Genomic DNA, 18,423 nt, shown 5'->3' on the forward strand with positions numbered 1-18,423 from the left:
GATCAGCCGGGCCGTCGCGGGGTCCAGTCACCGGTGGGCGGGACGGTCGATATCCCGGTCAGCAACGGTCTTCAGCAACGCGATTAGCGCGTCGGCCGCCGCGTCGAGCAGCTCTTCGCCCAGTTCTGCGCTCCCCTCGCGAGGATCGCCGACGACACCGTTCTCGGTGAACTCCGCCGAATCGAACGCGAGATTGACCCGGCCCTGCCAGTCGCCCCAGCGGCCGCTCCCGTTCTCGGCGGCTTCCTCGAGGCGGTCCTCGCGGACGGCGCCAGGATTCGCGTGCCGTACCAGCGCCGTCTCGAGCGGCCCGCCGTGGCCCATGCGGGAGCTGTGTTCGCCGACCTCGTCGAACCACGTGAACGGCACGGCGTAGGCGTCGTCGCAGCGCGTGATCCGGCCGGCGACCTCCCGGAGGGCGCTCGTATTCCCGCCGTGTCCGTTGACGAGAACGACTCGATCGAACCCGTGATGAGCGAGGCTACCGACGATATCGCGGACGTACGCCTTGAACGTCGACTCCGAGGTCCAGAGGGTCCCGGTGAACTGCCGGTGTTCCGCCGCGATGCCGACGGGAACCGCGGGTGCGACTGCGACCGACCCCTCATACCGCTCCGCGGCGGCGTCCGCGACTGCCTCGGCGTTGAGTGTGTCCGTTCCCAGCGGCGCATGCGGACCGTGTTGCTCCGTGCTCCCGACCGGGAGCAGTGCGAGATCCGTTTCGACTGCGTCTATCTCCGTCCACGTCGCTCGCTCGAGATGCATACAGCCGCTCGCTGAACGCGTAGTAGCATAAAACAACCTCCTCGAGAGACGTGCAAACTTACAAGTCCGAACGAAGGGTTGAACGAGTATGGGGTACGAGACTGTCACCCACACGACCACCGAGCACCGTCTCGCTCGCTTGCCGTCCGGGACGGACGTCGCGGTAACCGTCCACCGGTACGAGGGCGGATCCGGACCGACCGCCTACGTGCAGGCCGCACAGCACGGCATCGAACTCAACGGAACGGCCGCGCTGCGTCGATTGCACCGTCACCTGCTGACCGCGGACCTTGCCGGGACGGTGATCGCCGTGCCGGTCGTCAATTCGCTCGCGTTCGATCACGGCTCGTACGTTACGCCGCAGGCGGTCGACGCGGTCAACCCCAATTGTAACCGTGTCTGGCCGGGGGACGACGCGGGAACTCTGCAGGAACGGATCGTCGCCCAACTGTGGACGGTGATCGAGCCGACCGACGTCGTGATCGATCTGCACACCGGAACCCCGGACATGCTCGAGCACGTGAGATTCCAGCACGGGAATCAGAAATCCCGGACCCTCGCGGCGACGTTCGGGGCAGACTATCTCCTGACCGACGCCCCGTCCGGCGGCGAACCGGAAGACGACACAGCGGACGACGACGAGTCGTTTCAGGGCAAACTCCGAACGGCCGCCGCGCGGGCCGGTATTCCGGCGATCGTCCCGGAGCTCTCGAACAGCCGCCAGATCGACCACGACGCGGCACACCGTGGGGTCCGCGGGATCCGGAACGTCCTCGCGGAACTCGGGATGCTCCGCGAGGAACCGGCGCCGACCCCGTCACAGACGATCCTCCGAGACGACGAGGGACGGATCGGGACCGACGCTTCGGGGCTCTTCGAACCGAATCAGGACGTCACCGTCGGTGATCCCGTGTCCGCGGGAACCGAACTGGGGACGGTATACTGTCCCTCGACGTTCGAGGAACGCCAGCGCGTGACGACGAGCGACGCCGGGGTGATCTACTCGCTCACCCGCGAGTCCGTCGTGACCGCCGGCGAGAAGGTCGCCTGTATCGCGGAGCGAGCGTGACCGGCCGTCGATCGTCCGATTCAGCCGTGGGCGATCGCGGTACAGAAATTCTCGACGATGCGTTTCCCCGACTCGGTGAGGATGCTTTCCGGGTGAAACTGGACGCCGATGTGGGGCAACTCGGCGTGGCGAACGCCCATGACGGTCCCCCGATCGTCGTCGGTGTAGGCGGTCTCGATCAGTTCCGCCGGCAGGTCGTCGCGCTCGACCGCCAGCGAGTGATAGCGACCGACCTCGAAGGGATTCGGCACGCCGTCGTACAGCCCCGTTCCGTCGTGGGTCACCGCAGACGTCTTCCCGTGGACGACGTCGGGCGCGCGTCCGACGGACACCCCGTGGGCGGCACAGAGGGCCTGGTGACCGAGACAGACGCCCAACGTCGGGTACTCGGTCTCGGCGAAGATGTCGACGGAGACGCCCGCCTCGGCGGGCGTCCCGGGGCCCGGGGAGACGACGATCCCGTCAGGGTCGAGGTCCCGGACGCCTTCGAGGTCGATCTCGTCGTTGCGTCGGACGATCACGCCGTCGAACTCGCCGACGTCCCGCGGCGTCGCCGCGGGGTCTGCCGGAGCGAGCGCTTCGGCGACGTACTGCACGAGGTTGTACGCGAACGAATCGTAGTTGTCGACGACCAGAATCATCCCGCATCACCGACCGCGTCGGTCGCGGTCTCGAGGGCGAACGACGCCCGGTCGCCAAGGGCCTCGTCGACCGCCGTCACGAGCGCCCGAGCCTTATCGAGCGTCTCGTCGTACTCCCGGTCGGGAACGGAATCGTGGACGACGCCGGCGCCGACGCGCAGATGGTACTCATCGGCGTAGCGGACCAACGTCCGGATGACGATGTTCAGCGTCGCCCGGTCGTCGAAGCCGAAGATCCCGATGCTCCCGGTATAGGGGCCGCGACGGGTCGTCTCTAGTTCGTCGATGAGTTCCATCGTCCGCGGCTTCGGCGCGCCTGTGATCGTTCCGCCGGGAAACACCGCCGCGACGGCGTCGGCGATGCTCGCATCGTCTCGGAGGGTCCCCTCGACGAGGGAGACGAGGTGCATGACTTCCGAGTACTGGTCCACGCGGCGATAGTCCGTCACTGACACGGAACCGGGCGTGCTGACCTTCCCGAGGTCGTTGCGCTCTAAGTCGACGAGCATCGCGTGTTCGGCGCGTTCCTTCTCGTCGTCGCGGAGATCGGCCGCCAACCGTTCATCTTCGGCCGGCGTCCGCCCGCGGGGCCTGGTTCCGGCGATCGGTTCGGTGACGAGCGAGTCGTCGCGGACCTCGAGCAGCAGTTCCGGACTCGCGCTGACGAGATCGACGCCCGGGAACTCGAGCAGCCCCGAGTACGGAGCCGGATTCACGCGTCGGACCGCATCAAAGACGTCGACCGGATGGGCGGCCGCTGGGGCGGTGAGTCGGTGGGAGACGTTCGCCTGAAACGTGTCGCCGTCGCGAATGTATCGCTTGGCTCGCCGAACGCGGTCGGCGAACGCTGCCCGTCCGCACTCGCTCTCGAACGCGGCCCGGATCGCGTCGGCCGGCGGACTACGGTCCGCTTCGCTCCCGTCGATTGCCGCCTGCGCCAGGGAACGGGCCCTCGCTCGACCGGTCTCGTAGACGTCGGCGGGATCGCCGTCGACCACGGGACAGGCCGTCACTCGTAGTTCCGTTTCGCCGTCGTCGTCACGCGGTTCGCACCAGGCGGCGAGCCGATCGAAGACGCCCAGTTGAAGCCGCGGTAAGCCGCGTTCGTCGGCCGTCGTCGACGGCAACGACTCGAGTTCCCTGGCGACGTCGTAGGAGAGCCAGCCGAACGCACCGCAGGGATACGGAACCGAGCAGTCTCCGCGTACCAACCGCTCGCGCTCGAGGAGCGCGTCGATCGTTCTGATCGTCGGACTCCCGCCGTCCCGATCGACCGCGTTCGCAGTGACTCGAATTCGTTCGACGGGATCGACGCCGAAGTAGCCCCAGCCGGACTGCCCGCCAGTCGTCTCGAGGTACACCCCGTCGGACTCGTCGGTCCGCGCCCTGCGATAAGCGTCGAACGGATCGGTGACGGAGACGCGTACTTCGACCGGAACGCGAGCGCCGTCCGGCGCGCTCTCGGCAGTCTCTGTAAACGATTTCCTGTCGGTTATCACCGTGATCGTGCTCATGTCGAATACCCGCTACCGGGACCGGCCGCCCGCCGTCCCGGACGCGTTCGTATCAGGAGCGCAAGGAGAGGGCATAAAAACGTTGTGCTACAGATAGCCAAACCACACTATAACGGCCGTCCTGACGATCGGGGAGTGGTACCAATCACGGGGACATATGAAGGGGTGAATTATTCCTCATGTATCCTTATCCCAAATGGTCGTGTGATTACAGGTATCATGGGAGTCAGTGCCTCGATAGAGAAGCTCTCTCGAACGATCGAACGATACGAGGCGGACGGGGGCGAGATCCACCGCGTCGACGCGACGGTTCGAGGGAGCGGCGACGAACCGAGCATCGCGATCGACGTCGTCGTTCCGCTGTGTTCGGCCGCACAGACGCCGGCCGGCGAGACCGAAGCGACACCGCGAGCGGCGACGGTCGGGGAGAACGGCGGCCTTTGCCTCGAGTTTCCGCCGTCGGCCGTGCCGGAGATCACCGAGTTCGCGCCCGCGGACGCCTCGTGCGTCACGGAGGAAGCAAACGTCACCTCGGAGGGGACCGTCGTCGTCACGTTCAACCTCAGTCTCGAGGCGAACGCGGAGTCGGGCAGTGAGACGGCAAACGGGCACACTGAGTCCGACGACAGCGGAAGCGAATCGACCGTCCCCATCGAGGGCGATCGCGCGGACCGCGAGGCACCGGGCGATTCGCTCGAAGGAACGGTCACGACCGGCGAGTCGAAGTCGGAGTCGCCGGCCGAAGACGAGGACGACGGCACGACCGACTCCCGCGATCGATCCGCCTCGAACCCGGTGGCAAGCGACGTCACGATCGACGACGAGACCGAGCGCGCGCTCGCCGCCGCACGGAACGAAGACCTGCCGCCGTACGACGACGTCGAGTACCTGGAGTGTCTGTACGACTCCTTCGATACGTTCACCGTGATGGCGGAGGTGCTCGAGATGGACGTCGCGTCCGAGACCGTTCGGCGATACATGATCGACGCCGGCATCCACGAGCCGACGTCCTACGAGACGACCACGCCGGACGAGGACGACGCGACGGTCGACGATTCGGAGACGACGACCGGCCAGCAGAACCGCTCCGCCGCCGAAGACCAGGAGCCGACGACCGACGGCAAACTCGCTCGGTCGGCGACGGACGACGATTCGGCCGCGTCCGTCCCGGAGAAACAGCTCGTCGCCGACGGGATCGGTCTTCCCGAGGACGTCGAAATCAACGAACTGATGGACGCGATCGAGTCGTCCATGACGTTACACGACGTCACCCGGAAGCTCAGCCTCGAGCGTCGTCGAACTCGCGAACTGCTCGAGGAGCTGAATCTGCTCGACCTCGTCGTGAAACGCGTCTACGACGCTGACGAACCCACGCGACGCCCCTCGCGAAACGAGATCGCCGATCGGATCCGCGAGAGCGTCACCGACGGCCAGTAACGCGAGCCGCCGGGGGACGACTCCCAAAGGGCCAGCAGTGCGAACTGCCCCCTCCCCTCTCCCGCTGTTCCTGCTCTCAGACCCCAGTACAGCCACGAGTCGCCGAAATAGACTAGCTACCGCGACCGGGGCATACTGCACGTGCCACTGGCCGACTCGTCTCGACAGGCCGCAATCGCCGTCCTCGACCACGGCGCGATCGGTCACGACGACCTTCCGCGCGGGCTCGTTACGCGCGACGTCGCGACGCTCAAGACGACCGAGCCCGCGGACCGCGATCGACGGATGGAACGCTCGTTCCGGCACGTCCGTCTGCCGATACTCGGGGACGAGATTCATCCGCTACGTCCCTAAAACGGACGGATCACGGTATCAGAAAACGAACGGAGGACGCCTTCGAACGCCCCTCCCGCGTCCCTCGGATCGAGGTTCCCGCGACGACCGGCATCGGCCGTCGACGCGGTCCGACATCACCCCGGCGAACGACCAGTCTCGGTGACCGGGTCGTTCTCGAGCCGGGCTCTCACCCCGGATCGGTTCTCCACTTATATTCATGTTCAATATCACGGGTCAACCGTTTTTAGGTTTCATTGTGTTATTGATATCGTATGACACAGTGGGACGACTCACAGACGAAATCGGTGAGCGAGGACATCACGGACGATGCAAACGCGCTGCCGGCCCGGTACTTCACCGACGACGACGTCTTCGAGATGGAGAAGGAGAAGGTGTTCGGGCAGTACTGGGTGTACGCCGGCCACGCTAACAGCATCAGCGAGCCCGGTCAGTTCTTCACGCGAACTATCGGCGATCGCCAGCTGATCATCGTTCGCGGCCACGACGGCGATATCAAGGCGTTCGACAACGTCTGCGCCCACCGCGGCTCGAAGATGGTCGAGGATACGCCGATGACCGACCCCAATGAGGGGAACCGAATCCGGTGCCCGTACCACCTCTGGACGTACGACCTAGACGGAAAACTCCAGAGTACGCCCAAGAGCTTCGAGGAAGCGGGCCTGAACCCCGATCTCGAGGACGACGAGGTCCAGGAGTTCGATTGCGAGACCAACGGACTCAACGACGTCCACGTCGACAGGATCGGACCGCTGATCTTCGTGAACCTCAGCGAGGATCCGATGCCGCTGGCCGAACAGGCCGGCGTGATGAAGGACCGCCTCGAGGCGCTGCCCCTCGAGGAGTACGAGCACGCAACGCGGATCGTCTCGGAGGTCGAGTGCAACTGGAAGGTGTTCGCGAGCAACTACTCGGAGTGTGACCACTGCCAGGCCAACCACCAGGACTGGATCAAGGGCATCTCGCTCAACGAGTCCGAACTCGAGGTCAACGACTATCACTGGGTGCTCCACTACACGCATGCGGAGGACGTCGAGGACGAGATGCGGATCCACGACGAACACGAGGCCCAGTTCCACTACCTCTGGCCGAACTTCACGGTCAACATGTACGGCACCGCCGACGGCTACGGCACCTACATCATCGACCCGATCGACACCGACCGGTTCCAGCTGATCGCGGACTACTACTTCCGCGACAGCGACCTCTCCGAGGAAGAACGCGAGTTCGTCCGCACTAGCCGCCAGCTCCAGGAAGAGGACTTCGAACTGGTCGAACGCCAGTGGGAAGGCCTCAAAACCGGCGCCCTCGCCCAGGCCCAACTCGGCCCGAACGAACACACCGTCCACCGCTTCCACCAGCTCGCCCAGGAGGCCTACGACTCGTGATTGCACCGCCCACCGACCAGCGCTCGCCAGCACTCGAAACGGAATCCGAAATTCGACACCCATGAGCACGCAAGACCAGGCCCCGTACGTCGCGTCCTGTCCGGAGTGTGACGTCGATTTGCAAACCGAGACGCCGAACGAGATCGTCGAGTTCTACCGCCGTCATTACCGGGTGACGGGCCACGACGTGGAGTTCGAACGCGCACCGACGGAGCTCGCCGAGGACGTCGCGAGCGACGATCTCAAAGACGTCATCTGGCAGCTACAAGAACAGTACGAGAACGGCGTCCCGATCGGCGTCGTCGCGGCGGTGATGTCCGACCGCGGACGCTCGATCGGTGAGACCCTAGACGAGATCCACGAGGTGCGGATGACCGGCGGCCTGTACGAGCCGCAGGACGACCACCTCGGCGCGTTCTGACCGACCGTTTTCGTTCGCTCTGACTTCGCTGCCTCGCGTTCGGTTCGAAACGCCGGACGGTGCCCGCTCACCGCCTCCGCTCGTCGCGACGGTCACTCCTGGCGATCGGTCACGTCCGTCTCGAGCCGCTTCTCGTCGGGATCGATCGGTCCCACAGCGCGAGCGAGCACATCTTCGGTGGAGTCGCGGTCCTCGAGCCGCACGCTCCGGATCCGCCACTGGCGGCTCAGCTCCGGTTCGTCCTCGGGCGACTCGGCCGCCGCGAGTCCTGAAAGACGCACCACCGCGGCCGAGTCGCTTTCCCTCGTAGGTGTGCCGGGCGAAGACGGCGTGTTGCAGGTGTACTTGAGTTTGGTTGTATCTGGTCGTACCGACCGACGTAGGACCGTCAAACAGAGCCAAACTATCGAGTGATCAGGACGATACTGAGACACGCGAACGCGATTCCGGTAAGTCTCATCATCGTAACGTCGTCGCCGAGAATGACGATACCGAGGACGGCAGCTACGACGAAGTACATGGCGCCGAGAGTAGAGACCACCGTCGTTGACGCCTGGGAGAATCCGATGTACATCGAAATGAGGCCGATCCCGGCGAACAATCCAGCCGCGCTAGCGAGTAGTCCTCCTCTCGCGGTAACGGCGATCGATGCGTCCGAAACAGCGATAGATCCGAGCGCGAGGAGACCCGCTACGAGATACGTGATCGCGGCGGCAATCCTCGGATCGATGGACTCCGACGCACCGTTGCCCAAGAGTATCCAAACCCCCCACGACGTCATCGTAATCAAGCCGAAGAAGATTCCCGAATCCATTTCAGTAAACCCCATCGTTCGGAGCTTCGTGTCGGTGTTTAAAGAAAGCCTGTGTTCAGTATGGCTGGTATTTAAATAGTCGCTGCTACCGGTCTTCGACCCGAGAACGGTCGTTTCGGCGTCTAAATGCTCTGGAAAGTCATTCCGACGCGGTCACGCGATGGTGATCCTGTCCTCCAGGGCGCCTTCATTGAGAACCATGCTTTCCAAGAGTTTCGACCGGAGTTCGTCCTTCAGATCGGCGTACGCGGGATCGTCCCACAGGTTGTGCAATTCGCCTGGGTCCTCCTCGAGATCGAACAGTTCGCCGTACTCCCGTCCGGGATACACCGTCAGCTTGTACCGGTCCGTGACCAGCGTTCGCACCCGCAGATCGAGGTAATCCTCGTCGTTCTCGATGACGACGGTGTCTGGAATGCAGTCCGTTTCGCCTTCGAGCAACGGTCTGAGCGACTTCCCAGGGAGACTCGAGGGATCGTGGCGGTAGGACGGCGTGAACGAGGAGTGGGGATCGGACCCGCCACAGAGATCGAGCAGCGTCGGCGCGAAGTCGATGTGACTCGTCAGGCTCTCGATTCGCGCCCCTTCCTCGAATTCCCCGGGCCAACTCCAGATCATCGGCACCTGTACGAGGCCGTCGAACTGGAACGGTCCCTTCCGGATCATCCAGTGATCGCCGAGCAGTTCTCCGTGATCGGAGACGAAGATGACAATTGTGTCCTCGCGGACGCCCTGCTTTTCGAGCGCGTCGATGACGCGCCCCACTTCCTGGTCGAGATAACTGACCATCCCGTAGGTCTTCGCGATGATTTCGCGGATCGCCTCCTCCTCTACTTCGGGTTTCGGACAGCTGTAGAGCCCCTGTAGCTGCCGGAAATCCCCTTCGTACACGTCTCTGTAGAACGGGGGCAGATCGTCGAGTTCCCCCTCGCGTCTCGTCGGTAGGGAGACCTCGTCGGGATCGTACATCGATCCCCACGGTTCGGGGGCCGCATAGGGGTTGTGCGGGTCCGGGAAGGAACACCACGCGAAGAAGGGCTCGCCGTCGTCCGCTCGGTCCGAGATGAAATCGATCGTCTTGTCGCCGATCCAGCGGTTGTAGTGCAGCGACTCCGGAAGCGTCCACGTGTCGTAGACGTGGAACGTCTTCCCGGGGGCGTTGTCGGGATGGTCCTTCGCCAACCGGGGATACTCGTCCGGGTGATTCCGTTTGAGCCAGCTCTTGTACTCGCCGAAGATCTCGTTGACGTGCCCGCCCGTGAAGTCGGTCCGTTCGAACCCGTAGAACGGCTCCGGAAGCTCCGAAATGCGGCCGGTCTCCCACATCTCTCTCGCTTCGGGGAACTCCGATGGGTCGAATTCCAACTCGGCGTACTCGGTCGTGTTCGTCTCCGCGAACACCCGTGCGAGTTCCTCGGTCAACTCGTCCGCGAACGCGTCGAGATCGTCCTTGGAGAACTCCTCCAGCGGTCGATCCCCGATCGCTCTCTCGGCGACTGCCTCGAAGAGGACGGCGACGTCGGACCACCGCGGGACGTGGATCTTCTCGAGTTCGCGGACGAGCGGATTGTGCGCTCTCGTGGAAAACCCATCGTGATAGATCCCTGACTCTCTGTGTTCTCCGAGCTCCGGGGGACACTCGAGGTTCGCTCTCACTGCAGTCTCGACGGCATCTCGCAACTCCGTCGCGAACTCAGAGGTGGTAGTCGTCCCGAGTTCGGTGAGTATGTGGTGAAGGTGCTTTCGGACGGGGAGCGTGTACGTACGCTGATGCAGCTTTCCGGCGGAGTACGTTCGATATCCGGCGTCATTCAGCATGCCGGGAACCGTCGGCAGACGGTCGGGGAGCTCTACGCCGTTGCTCCGAACGTGGCTGTGCGGAGGCCGGCCGGTGAACATTGTCGCTCTCGCGGGCATACACATCGGGTTATTCGCGTAAGCCCGTTCAAACGTCACTCCGCTGTCCGCAAGCGCATCGATATTCGGCGTTTCGACCTCGTCGTTCCCCATACAGCCCAGGTGATCGTAGCGTAATTGGTCGGCGACGATACACAGGACATTAGGCGCCCTCTCAGATGCCATGAGTAGGCATACCATAGGAGTGGCATAAATATGTGCCGGGGAGTTGAAGATATGAGATGATGGACTAGTTTTATACGAGAGAGTGTGTAGCGGTTGCAGTATGCGAACAAATCGCAGAGAGGTACTCAGAGTAGGTGCTGTCAGTACCGGAGTCAGTCTCGCCGGGCTAGCTGGGTGCATTGGCGGCAGTGACGAGGTGGCGGTGGCCTCGATGAAGTGGAGCGAGGCACGGCTGATGGGGTATCTGGGCTACGAAGTGCTCACCGAAAACACCGACCACGAGATCCGAGACGAGATCGGGCTGGGCGGATCGAGGCAGTGTTTCGAAGCCGTCCGAAACGGCGAAGTCGACTTGTATCACCTCTATACGGGGGGTGCATGGTCGGAGATCCCGCCACAACGAGACGAACTCATCGGCGACCCCGACGAACTGTATCGGAAAGCGAAAAAAGACATGAAAGAGGAACACGGACTCGCGTATCTCGAACCGGCCGGGTTCAACAACACGTACGCTATCGGAACGAGTCCGAACTGGGCCGACGAGACGGGAATCGAAACGCTGAGCGGATTCGCCGAGTACATGAACAACGGCAACACTGACGTCTCGATCGTTCTGGGACCGGAATTCCAAGAGCGGTCCGACGGATGGCCGGGGCTGATCGAACACTACGGGTTCGAGGACGCGGCCAGTGAAGCGGATATCACCAACATCCAGGCGGACCTCACGTACGAAGTTCTCGGGGAAAACGAGGCGGACATCGGCATGGTCTTCAGCACCAATCCGAACATCGAACAGTTCGATCTCACCGTGCTGGAGGACGACAAGGACTTCTTCCTCCCCTATAACCCCGCGCCCTTGGTCAACGGGGACACCGCAGACGAGTACGACATCGAAGAGCCGCTCAACGAGGTCTCGCAATCGCTGACCTCAGAGGAGGAAATCATGGAGCTGAACATCCGAATCGACATCGAGGGGGAAGACGCGCAAGACGTCGCCAGGGAATACCTCAAAGAGAACGATCTGATATAGGCCATGATCGAGTCATACGTCGAGTTCGCGCTCGAGAACCGGACCGAACTCGTGGAACTGCTCATCGAACACATCGAACTGGTACTCCAGACGCTCGTGATCGCACTTCCGCTCGGAATTGGATTGGGAATATTCATCGCGTACTATCGACCGGCCGCGATCACCGTTCTGTGGTCCGCGGGAATTGCGATGACGATTCCCAGCCTCGCGCTGTTCGGGCTGCTCGTTCCGTTTCTCGGGATCGGAAACCCGCCCGTCATCGTCGCCCTCGTACTCTACGCGCAACTTCCGATTATCAGGAACACGTACATCGGGTTGACGAGCGTCGACGAGAACGTGATCGAGGCGGGCGAGGGCGTCGGTATGACGCGATGGCAACGACTCACTCTCCTCCAAATCCCCGCTGCGCTTCCGGTGATGACCGCCGGCGTCCGCAACGCGGTCGTGATACTGATCGGCGTCGCGACCGTCGGGGCCTATATCGGTGCCGGAGGGCTCGGCGACTACATTTTCAGGGGCATCTACTCGGCTAACACCGAGATGATCGTCGTCGCAACGATCATCGTCTCCCTTCTGGCACTGGTTTTCGACTACGCTCTCAAGACGGTCGAACAACTCCTTCAGCTGCGAAACGGCGAAGACGTTCCCCTGACGATGGGAACGAAAGCGATTACCGAGGTGATTCCATGATCGAATTCGAGAACGTAACGAAAATATACCAAGATTCGACGGTCGCGATAGAGGACGTCAGCTTCGAAATCGAAGAAGGCACGACGACGGTGCTCGTCGGCCCCTCCGGATGCGGAAAGACAACGACCATGAAACTGGTCAATCGACTCGAGGATCCGACCGAGGGGGCCGTATACTACGACGGAACCGATACCAGAGAGATCGACGAGACGGAGCTCCGCCGCGACATCGGGTACGTGATTCAGGAGATTGGTCTCTTCGATCACATGACCGTCGGTGAAAACGTCGCGACGGTCCCGAGGCTGAAAGGGTGGGAGGAGGAACGCATCGATGACCGCGTCGACGAGCTGCTGGAACTCATGGATCTCGCGCCGGAGGAGTACCGAGACCAGTATCCACGGGAACTGTCGGGGGGACAGCGCCAGCGGGTCGGCGTGGCCAGAGCGCTGGCCGCAGATCCGGACGTGTTACTCATGGACGAACCGTTCGGAGCGCTCGATCCGATCACGCGAGCGAGCCTCCAAGACGAGTTCCTGGAAATCCAGGAGGAGATCAACACGACGATTCTGTTCGTCACCCACAGTATCGACGAAGCCCTGAAGATGGGCGACAGGATCGCTATCTTCGACGTCGGTGAGGTAGTTCAGTACGATACGCCGAGGAATCTCTTGGAGAACCCCGAAAACGAGTTCGTCCGCAATTTCGTGGGAGATAATCTCACGCTCAAGAAGCTGAGCCTGATATCGGTGCAAGAAGTGATGAAACAACCGACCTCCGAAATCGAGGAGACGGCGTACGGAGCCGAGCGGAACGAACGGACGGCCGTACCGAACGGCGGGTCTCCCCAGTCGCCTCACCTCGCGAAAGACGACTCGTTGAAAACTGCGCTATCGGAGTTCGTCGAGTCGGGCGCCCGAACGCTCCCCGTCGTAGAGGGAGGAGACGTCGTCGGCGTCGTCGACCGAAACGAGGTCTACGACCGGTACGAGGGGGCGTGAGATGTCGGCCATCAGCACGCTGTTCGAGGGGGGTCAGTACCTGATTGAGAACTTCAACCAGTTCCTGACCTTGCTTCGAGAACACGTCGTTATGGTTATGATTTCGGAGCTGGCAGCGATCGCCGTCGCAGTACCGCTCGGCGTTCTCGCCGTCCGCTACAGTCGTCTCAGAGGAGGGATCCTCGCCATCGGAAACGTGGCGCAGACGATCCCCACGCTCGCCGTCATCGCTCTCGCCTTCCCGATTTTCGGTCTCGGCTTCAGATCCGCCGTGATCGCGCTCTTCGTGTACGCGCTTTTGCCCGTCCTCACGAATACGATAACGGGACTCGAGCAGGTCGACGAGAGCACGGTCGAAGCGGCCGAGGGGATGGGAATGACGGAAAACGAGATTCTCCGCAAGATCCGACTGCCGATAGCGATTCCCGTCATCTTCGCCGGCATCAGGACGAGCGTCGTCATCAACGTCGGGACCGCGTACCTGGCGTTCTTCATCGGAGGCGGCGGTCTCGGAGCGTGGGTCATAAGCGGTATCGACCTCTTCAACACGCCCCAGGTCTTAGCCGGGGCAATCCCGGGCGCGCTTCTCGCTATTCTCCTCGATAGCACGTTCGGATTCATCGAACGACGGATCGGCGGAGAAGGGCTCCAGGATCAATCGATCGCAACGGGGTAGCTGCTTTCTTTCCGTACCGTTTCGTGACGCTGTCGGCGTGTGATCGCGTCTCTGGGGGATCGCTCATCTGACGGCGTACTCATTTCGTACCCGTCACGCGGTATCATCTGACGCGTGATCAGACCGTCGCACCGTTCGATGTGGGGCGTTCGATGCCGGTCGCGAACTCCCACGGTCGGATCGATACGGCCGTTCGCTGGCGACCGGCGCGACGCAACGGCGATACGCGGGATCGCGCAGCCCGGTGAGTCATATTCGCCACGGCGCCTCTCGGATCGGTTTTCCGATCGCAACTGTAACTCCGCTGCGTCGACGCCGGCGAGACGATTCAGCGCGCGGCGGCCCCGGTACCCGTGGGCCTATAGATCGAGACGGCGTCTCTCTGAGCCCTCACTGTCGCGTAGTTCCCGCTCGAGAGACAGACGTCGGACGTCGAAAGTCGGGCTCACTGGGCGGTACAGAGCGTCATTCGAGCCACAGTGTGACAGAAGTTCCCGGCTGTGCCTTCTCGTATCCGGGTGCTCGAGGCGATCACAGCGGACGGGAGAACGGCGGATGTCGCCCCTCCGAACGGTACTTCGATATCGTCCAGGGAATCGGTTTACAGAATCACCGGCACGCGTGGGTAGCGTTCAGAACCGCGATACCACTGCTCTCTCCGTCGGTTAGTGTAGTCCCTAATCGTCGTCGTCCTGCCCCTGTGGGAGGGAGGCGTCCGTGTTCGAAGACGTGGAGGAATCGGTGTTCGGGGACGTGATCAGCGTCTCCCTGTTCGCCAACGTGGCCTCGCCTCGATAGTACTCGCGAGCGGTGACGTAACTCGCGTAGGCGATTGCCAGGAGGAAGAGCGTGAACGGGAGCGCGAGCACCGGGGGGAACGCCTGCATCGCGTCGAACACCGGGAGCTCGAGGGTCATCACACCGAGGAAGGAGAGCAGGACGCCCCACCACGCTCGATTTCGAGCGTTCGGCTCCTCCGTACCGAGGGTTATCGAGGAGAGGATATACACCGCCGAATCCAGGGACGTCACGACGTAGCCGGCGATCACTAAGATGAGCAACACGCCCAGCAGGGGCGCGAGCGGCGTGAGAGTGACCGCAGTCGCGAGCGCGTCGGGGATCCCGCCGCTGGCGAACGCCTCGCTGACCGGCTCGACGTATCCCGGTGCGAGCACCCAGCCGCCGACGATGGAGTGCTGTATCCAGAGTAGTACGCCCGGAATGACGACCAGGCAGACGAACGTCTCGCGGATGGTGCGGCCCTTCGAAACGCGGGCGACGAAACTACCGACGAATAGGCCCCACGCGGCCCACCACGCCCACCAGAAACTCGTCCACTGTTGCGGCCAGTTGCCCGCGGCCGTCGGGGCCGAATACAGCGAGAGGCGGAACATGTTGTTCAGCCAGACGCCGCCGGCATCGAGGCCGAGGTTGATCGTGAAGAGCGTCGGCCCGACCACGAGGAGCAGCGCGAACGTGATCAACATGAGGACGACGGTGATCCGAGCGGCGTTGCGAATGCCGCTTCGCAGCCCCAACCAGACGTCGGCGAGGAAGACCAGTCCGAGAACGCCGAACAACCCGTACGTGAACAGCGTTGCAGGGACTCCGAACACCGTATCCAGCAGGGCGGAAAACACCTGCGCGGAGAACCCGATAGCCGCCGCGACACCGCCGATAATGGCGATCAGCGCCGCCAAGTCGACGGTCCAGTAGAGGGGCTTATACCGGTCGTCGTCGAGGAACACCTTCAGCATCGAACTGAACTTGTACGAGTCCGTGCCGCGCGTGTAGATGATCAGCCCGAACGCCAGCGCGAACGGCGGATACCACATGGCGAGTCCCGGGAAGACCTCGTGGATGAACATGAACGCGAGCGCGAGCGCTTCGATGGAAGCCCCCGCGACCGGAACCGGTTCCGGAGGCGGACTGTTCACGATGGAGATGGGCTCGCCGACTCCCCAGATGATGATCGAGCCGCTGTACCCGACCGTGAACACCATGGCGAGCCACGAGAACAGACCGAACTCCGGCTCGGCGTCCTGTCCGCCGATCCGAATGTGGCCGTACCGCGAAAAGACCATATACGTCGAGAAAACCAGCAGTACGAAGCCGAGTAACATGAACCACCACCCGAAGTAGGTGAGCACCCAGCCGAAGGCCTGGTTGAGCGTATCGTTGAGTACTTGGGGGCTCCGTATCCCGATCACCGCTAACGCCAGCAACGCGCCTCCCGAGATGAAGAACAGGAGCTTCTCACCGACGTCTGCGCCCTCCAGACCGAATACGTGCCAGAGCTTCATGGTCTTCCAGTAGCGATGCTCCACGTCTCCGTAATCGATCCTCGATCCGACGCGTGACTCATGTTATGTATTACCAGTCCATCTGCTATCCCAACGGAATATCACTTATGCTTTTCGACCCGTTCGACGATTCGGTCGGAGAATTCGGCCGGGGTATCGAAACGAGAGCCGTCGTCGTACGCGATCTCGGTCCCAACCGAACGCGGAGGATTCGGTCCCGCACTCCGTCTCGCGCTCGAGATCGGTCGGGGGCGTCTCCGTCGCCTTCGGTCAGCGGTAGCGGAAGCGGTCGTCTCGACCACGTCGCGACGCCACCGTCACGTCAGTCACGATGCAACCGGCTCTCCGAATCCTCCTCAGAGCTCCGGTTCATCGAGATTGACGTAGACCGACTTCGTCCGTTGATAGTGGTCGAGCACCTCCGTCCCCAGGTCTTTTCCGATGCCCGACTCCTTGAAGCCGCCGTACGGCGCCTGCGGCAGGATCGGACCGTACTCGTTGACGTACACGAGCCCCGCTTCGATGTCCGCCGCCGCGTTGTGGACGACGGACGTCCGCTCGGTCGCGACGCCGGCCGCGAGTCCGAACTCGGTGTCGTTCGCGAGTTCGATCGCCTCGTCGTAGTCGGAAAAGGTGTTGATCGTCTGTACGGGACCGAAAATTTCCTCTCGAGCGATCCGCATGTCGTTCTCCACGTCGTCGAACACCGTCGGTTCGACGAACCAGCCGTCCCGGAGGTCGGAATCGGCCGGCGGTCCACCGCCCGTGAGCAGGGTCGCGCCCTCGCTCTCGCCGGCATCGATGTACTCCGTGACCGTCTCGTACTGGGACTCGGTGGTGAGCGGCCCCATCGTCGTCTCCTCGTCGAGCGGATCGCCGAGCGTGTAGGACTCGGCCTTCTCGACGAACCGGTCGACGAACTCCTCGTGAACGCTCTCGTGGACGAGCGCTCGCGAGAACGCGTCGCAGATCTCTCCGGTGCTGTAAAAGATACCGTCAGCGACGGCGGAAACCGCCTTTTCGAGGTCTGCGTCGGGGAACACGATGAACGGCGACTTCCCACCGAGCTCCAACGTGACCGGGGCGATGTTTTCGGCGGCCGCCTTCATCACTCGCTGTCCGACGCCGACGCTGCCGGTAAACGAGAGTTTCCGGACGCGATCGTGCTCGGTCAACGCGCCGCCGACCTCCGATCCGGTCCCGGTCACGACGTTGAGCACGCCGTCCGGGAAGATGCCTTCGGACAGTTCGGCGATGCGAATCGTCGTCAGCGGGGCCTCGGCCGACGGCTTGAGCACGGTCGCGTTCCCCGTCGCGAGCGCGGGCCCGAGTTTCCACGCGGCCGCCCAGATCGGGAAGTTCCACGGCGTGATCTGTCCGACCACGCCGTAGGGCTCCTTCCGCGTGTAGAGGTGCAGATCCTCGGACGTAGACACCTGTCTCCCGTCCTGACTCTGTCCCTGACAGATCGACGCGTAGTATTCCAGGGTTCCGATCGCCCCCTCGACCTCTCCTCGAGCCTGCGACATCGGCTTTCCGGTGTCCACGCACTCCAGAAACGCTAGTTCGTCGACGTGATCGCGGAGCACGTCGATCCACTCGAACATGCGCCGAGATCGCTCGGCAGGGGTCATCTCCGACCACTCCTCGTCGAACGCGCTCCAGGCGGCGTCGATAGCCGTATCGACCGCCGCCGGACCGCAGCGCGGAATCGCGGTGATCGGTTCACCGACGACGGGATCGACGGTCTCGACGACCTCGTCGGTCCCGTACCGAGCCCCGTCTATCCACGAATCGAACGCACTGATCTCCTCGACTCGGTCCCTCGCTTCCGCGTGATTCTCCCGTAACTGGCCGCTAACGGTCTCTGATGCCATTTCCAAAAAGTGGTTTGTTATCACCCCTCATATATTTTAGCATAGGCCCGTCGACGCTAGAGCTTCGGGTTCGGAGATCGGAACCGCGAACGGAACCCCTGCTACATCGTTCCCCGACGATCGATGGGACCAACGATGACCGGCGATGACCGACGTCCGCGACGGAGGTGCGATGCGACCTGCGTCCGGTCGGAACCGTTCGTCGCTGCCGTCGAAACTGTACGCCACCGGTCGGCCGTCGCTCCGTTCGCGTCTTCGGCTCTACACGGTCACCGGCTGCCGGAAGTCGGCGGAAACGAAATTACTGCGCCGGTATCGGAAAGGATGGACTCGGCCGAATCGACGGGCGACTGCGGTCGATCCC

At 62.9% G+C, this 18,423-nt stretch carries 17 protein-coding genes; 9 read left to right on the forward strand and 8 right to left on the reverse strand.

Annotation, left to right across the window (positions count from 1 at the left end; translation table 11 throughout):
- Window positions 1-27: 27 nt before the first annotated feature.
- The gene (locus ACYQ26_RS05600) at window positions 28-765 is read right to left on the reverse strand and encodes a creatininase family protein (RefSeq protein WP_459807853.1); all 738 of its coding nucleotides are present in this window, start codon (window positions 763-765) and stop codon (window positions 28-30) included.
- Window positions 766-853: 88 nt separating this feature from the next.
- Here ACYQ26_RS05600 and ACYQ26_RS05605 point away from each other — a divergent pair, with 88 nt between their 5' ends.
- On the forward strand, window positions 854-1,834 hold the full coding sequence (locus ACYQ26_RS05605; RefSeq protein WP_459807855.1) for a succinylglutamate desuccinylase/aspartoacylase family protein: 981 nt from the start codon (window positions 854-856) through the stop codon (window positions 1,832-1,834).
- 20 nt (window positions 1,835-1,854) lie between these two features.
- Here the strand turns inward: ACYQ26_RS05605 and ACYQ26_RS05610 are convergent, their stop codons facing one another.
- The gene (locus ACYQ26_RS05610) at window positions 1,855-2,475 is read right to left on the reverse strand and encodes an anthranilate synthase component II (protein ID WP_459807857.1); all 621 of its coding nucleotides are present in this window, start codon (window positions 2,473-2,475) and stop codon (window positions 1,855-1,857) included.
- A complete protein-coding gene (gene pabB, locus ACYQ26_RS05615; protein ID WP_459807859.1) occupies window positions 2,472-3,989 on the reverse strand; it encodes an aminodeoxychorismate synthase, component I in 1,518 nt (505 codons plus the stop codon). The genes ACYQ26_RS05610 and pabB overlap by 4 nt, the downstream gene beginning before the upstream one ends.
- A gap of 219 nt (window positions 3,990-4,208) precedes the next feature.
- Here pabB and ACYQ26_RS05620 point away from each other — a divergent pair, with 219 nt between their 5' ends.
- The 4 genes from ACYQ26_RS05620 (at window position 4,209) to ACYQ26_RS05635 (ending at window position 7,589) form a co-directional block, all read left to right on the forward strand.
- Complete coding sequence (locus ACYQ26_RS05620) at window positions 4,209-5,426, forward strand: DUF8073 domain-containing protein (protein ID WP_459807860.1); 1,218 nt, start codon at window positions 4,209-4,211, stop codon at window positions 5,424-5,426.
- A 141-nt stretch (window positions 5,427-5,567) separates the two neighbouring features.
- Window positions 5,568-5,780: a hypothetical protein gene (locus ACYQ26_RS05625; protein ID WP_459807861.1), complete on the forward strand. Its 213-nt coding sequence runs from the start codon at window positions 5,568-5,570 to the stop codon at window positions 5,778-5,780.
- A 254-nt stretch (window positions 5,781-6,034) separates the two neighbouring features.
- A complete protein-coding gene (locus ACYQ26_RS05630; protein WP_459807863.1) occupies window positions 6,035-7,168 on the forward strand; it encodes an aromatic ring-hydroxylating oxygenase subunit alpha in 1,134 nt (377 codons plus the stop codon).
- Between the two features lie 61 nt (window positions 7,169-7,229).
- Entirely contained in the window at window positions 7,230-7,589 is a 360-nt protein-coding gene (locus tag ACYQ26_RS05635; protein WP_459807864.1) for a hypothetical protein, read from the forward strand.
- 92 nt (window positions 7,590-7,681) lie between these two features.
- On the opposite strand, the gene ACYQ26_RS05640 is transcribed toward ACYQ26_RS05635, so the two are convergent.
- The 3 genes from ACYQ26_RS05640 to ACYQ26_RS05650 form a co-directional block, all read right to left on the reverse strand.
- Window positions 7,682-7,870 (reverse strand): hypothetical protein, encoded by a 189-nt coding sequence (locus ACYQ26_RS05640; protein ID WP_459807865.1) that lies wholly within the window; start codon window positions 7,868-7,870, stop codon window positions 7,682-7,684.
- Between the two features lie 122 nt (window positions 7,871-7,992).
- Window positions 7,993-8,418: an EamA family transporter gene (locus ACYQ26_RS05645; protein WP_459807867.1), complete on the reverse strand. Its 426-nt coding sequence runs from the start codon at window positions 8,416-8,418 to the stop codon at window positions 7,993-7,995.
- Between the two features lie 138 nt (window positions 8,419-8,556).
- Window positions 8,557-10,665, reverse strand: coding sequence for a sulfatase family protein (locus ACYQ26_RS05650; RefSeq protein ID WP_459807868.1), 2,109 nt, complete (start codon window positions 10,663-10,665; stop codon window positions 8,557-8,559).
- Here ACYQ26_RS05650 and ACYQ26_RS05655 point away from each other — a divergent pair.
- Genes ACYQ26_RS05655 through ACYQ26_RS05670 form a run of 4 tightly spaced genes read left to right on the forward strand, consistent with a single transcriptional unit; the run spans window position 10,586 to window position 13,879 of the window.
- Window positions 10,586-11,515 carry a glycine betaine ABC transporter substrate-binding protein gene (locus ACYQ26_RS05655; protein WP_459807869.1) on the forward strand — a complete coding sequence of 310 codons (930 nt, stop codon included), beginning with the start codon at window positions 10,586-10,588 and terminating at the stop codon, window positions 11,513-11,515. The two genes, ACYQ26_RS05650 and ACYQ26_RS05655, sit on opposite strands and share 80 nt — an antisense overlap.
- Before the next feature lie 3 nt (window positions 11,516-11,518).
- Window positions 11,519-12,205 carry an ABC transporter permease gene (locus ACYQ26_RS05660; RefSeq protein ID WP_459807871.1) on the forward strand — a complete coding sequence of 229 codons (687 nt, stop codon included), beginning with the start codon at window positions 11,519-11,521 and terminating at the stop codon, window positions 12,203-12,205.
- Window positions 12,202-13,203, forward strand: a complete 1,002-nt coding sequence (locus ACYQ26_RS05665) for an ABC transporter ATP-binding protein (protein ID WP_459807873.1) — start codon at window positions 12,202-12,204, stop codon at window positions 13,201-13,203. Before ACYQ26_RS05660 ends, ACYQ26_RS05665 begins: the two co-directional genes overlap by 4 nt.
- A 1-nt stretch (window position 13,204) precedes the next feature.
- Entirely contained in the window at window positions 13,205-13,879 is a 675-nt protein-coding gene (locus tag ACYQ26_RS05670) for an ABC transporter permease (RefSeq protein ID WP_459807876.1), read from the forward strand.
- A 677-nt stretch (window positions 13,880-14,556) separates the two neighbouring features.
- Here the strand turns inward: ACYQ26_RS05670 and ACYQ26_RS05675 are convergent.
- Both ACYQ26_RS05675 and ACYQ26_RS05680 read right to left on the reverse strand, forming a co-directional pair.
- Window positions 14,557-16,182: a BCCT family transporter gene (locus tag ACYQ26_RS05675; protein ID WP_459807878.1), complete on the reverse strand. Its 1,626-nt coding sequence runs from the start codon at window positions 16,180-16,182 to the stop codon at window positions 14,557-14,559.
- A gap of 356 nt (window positions 16,183-16,538) precedes the next feature.
- On the reverse strand, window positions 16,539-18,059 hold the full coding sequence (locus ACYQ26_RS05680; RefSeq protein WP_459807880.1) for an aldehyde dehydrogenase family protein: 1,521 nt from the start codon (window positions 18,057-18,059) through the stop codon (window positions 16,539-16,541).
- Window positions 18,060-18,423: the final 364 nt, after the last annotated feature.

It is taken from the genome of Halopiger thermotolerans, assembly GCF_054654555.1.

Bases quoted from the DNA above. Each gene is read 5' to 3' on its own strand.
- ACYQ26_RS05610 (WP_459807857.1), bottom strand. From the start codon at position 2,475: ATGATTCTGGTCGTCGACAACTACGATTCGTTCGCGTACAACCTCGTG.
- ACYQ26_RS05675 (WP_459807878.1), bottom strand. From the start codon at position 16,182: ATGAAGCTCTGGCACGTATTCGGTCTGGAGGGCGCAGACGTCGGTGAG.
- ACYQ26_RS05650 (WP_459807868.1), bottom strand. From the start codon at position 10,665: ATGCACCCAGCTAGCCCGGCGAGACTGACTCCGGTACTGACAGCACCT.
- ACYQ26_RS05605 (WP_459807855.1), top strand. From the start codon at position 854: ATGGGGTACGAGACTGTCACCCACACGACCACCGAGCACCGTCTCGCT.
- ACYQ26_RS05670 (WP_459807876.1), top strand. From the start codon at position 13,205: ATGTCGGCCATCAGCACGCTGTTCGAGGGGGGTCAGTACCTGATTGAG.
- ACYQ26_RS05680 (WP_459807880.1), bottom strand. From the start codon at position 18,059: ATGGCATCAGAGACCGTTAGCGGCCAGTTACGGGAGAATCACGCGGAA.
- ACYQ26_RS05655 (WP_459807869.1), top strand. From the start codon at position 10,586: ATGCGAACAAATCGCAGAGAGGTACTCAGAGTAGGTGCTGTCAGTACC.
- ACYQ26_RS05665 (WP_459807873.1), top strand. From the start codon at position 12,202: ATGATCGAATTCGAGAACGTAACGAAAATATACCAAGATTCGACGGTC.
- ACYQ26_RS05600 (WP_459807853.1), bottom strand. From the start codon at position 765: ATGCATCTCGAGCGAGCGACGTGGACGGAGATAGACGCAGTCGAAACG.
- ACYQ26_RS05635 (WP_459807864.1), top strand. From the start codon at position 7,230: ATGAGCACGCAAGACCAGGCCCCGTACGTCGCGTCCTGTCCGGAGTGT.
- pabB (WP_459807859.1), bottom strand. From the start codon at position 3,989: ATGAGCACGATCACGGTGATAACCGACAGGAAATCGTTTACAGAGACT.
- ACYQ26_RS05645 (WP_459807867.1), bottom strand. From the start codon at position 8,418: ATGGGGTTTACTGAAATGGATTCGGGAATCTTCTTCGGCTTGATTACG.
- ACYQ26_RS05620 (WP_459807860.1), top strand. From the start codon at position 4,209: ATGGGAGTCAGTGCCTCGATAGAGAAGCTCTCTCGAACGATCGAACGA.
- ACYQ26_RS05630 (WP_459807863.1), top strand. From the start codon at position 6,035: ATGACACAGTGGGACGACTCACAGACGAAATCGGTGAGCGAGGACATC.
- ACYQ26_RS05660 (WP_459807871.1), top strand. From the start codon at position 11,519: ATGATCGAGTCATACGTCGAGTTCGCGCTCGAGAACCGGACCGAACTC.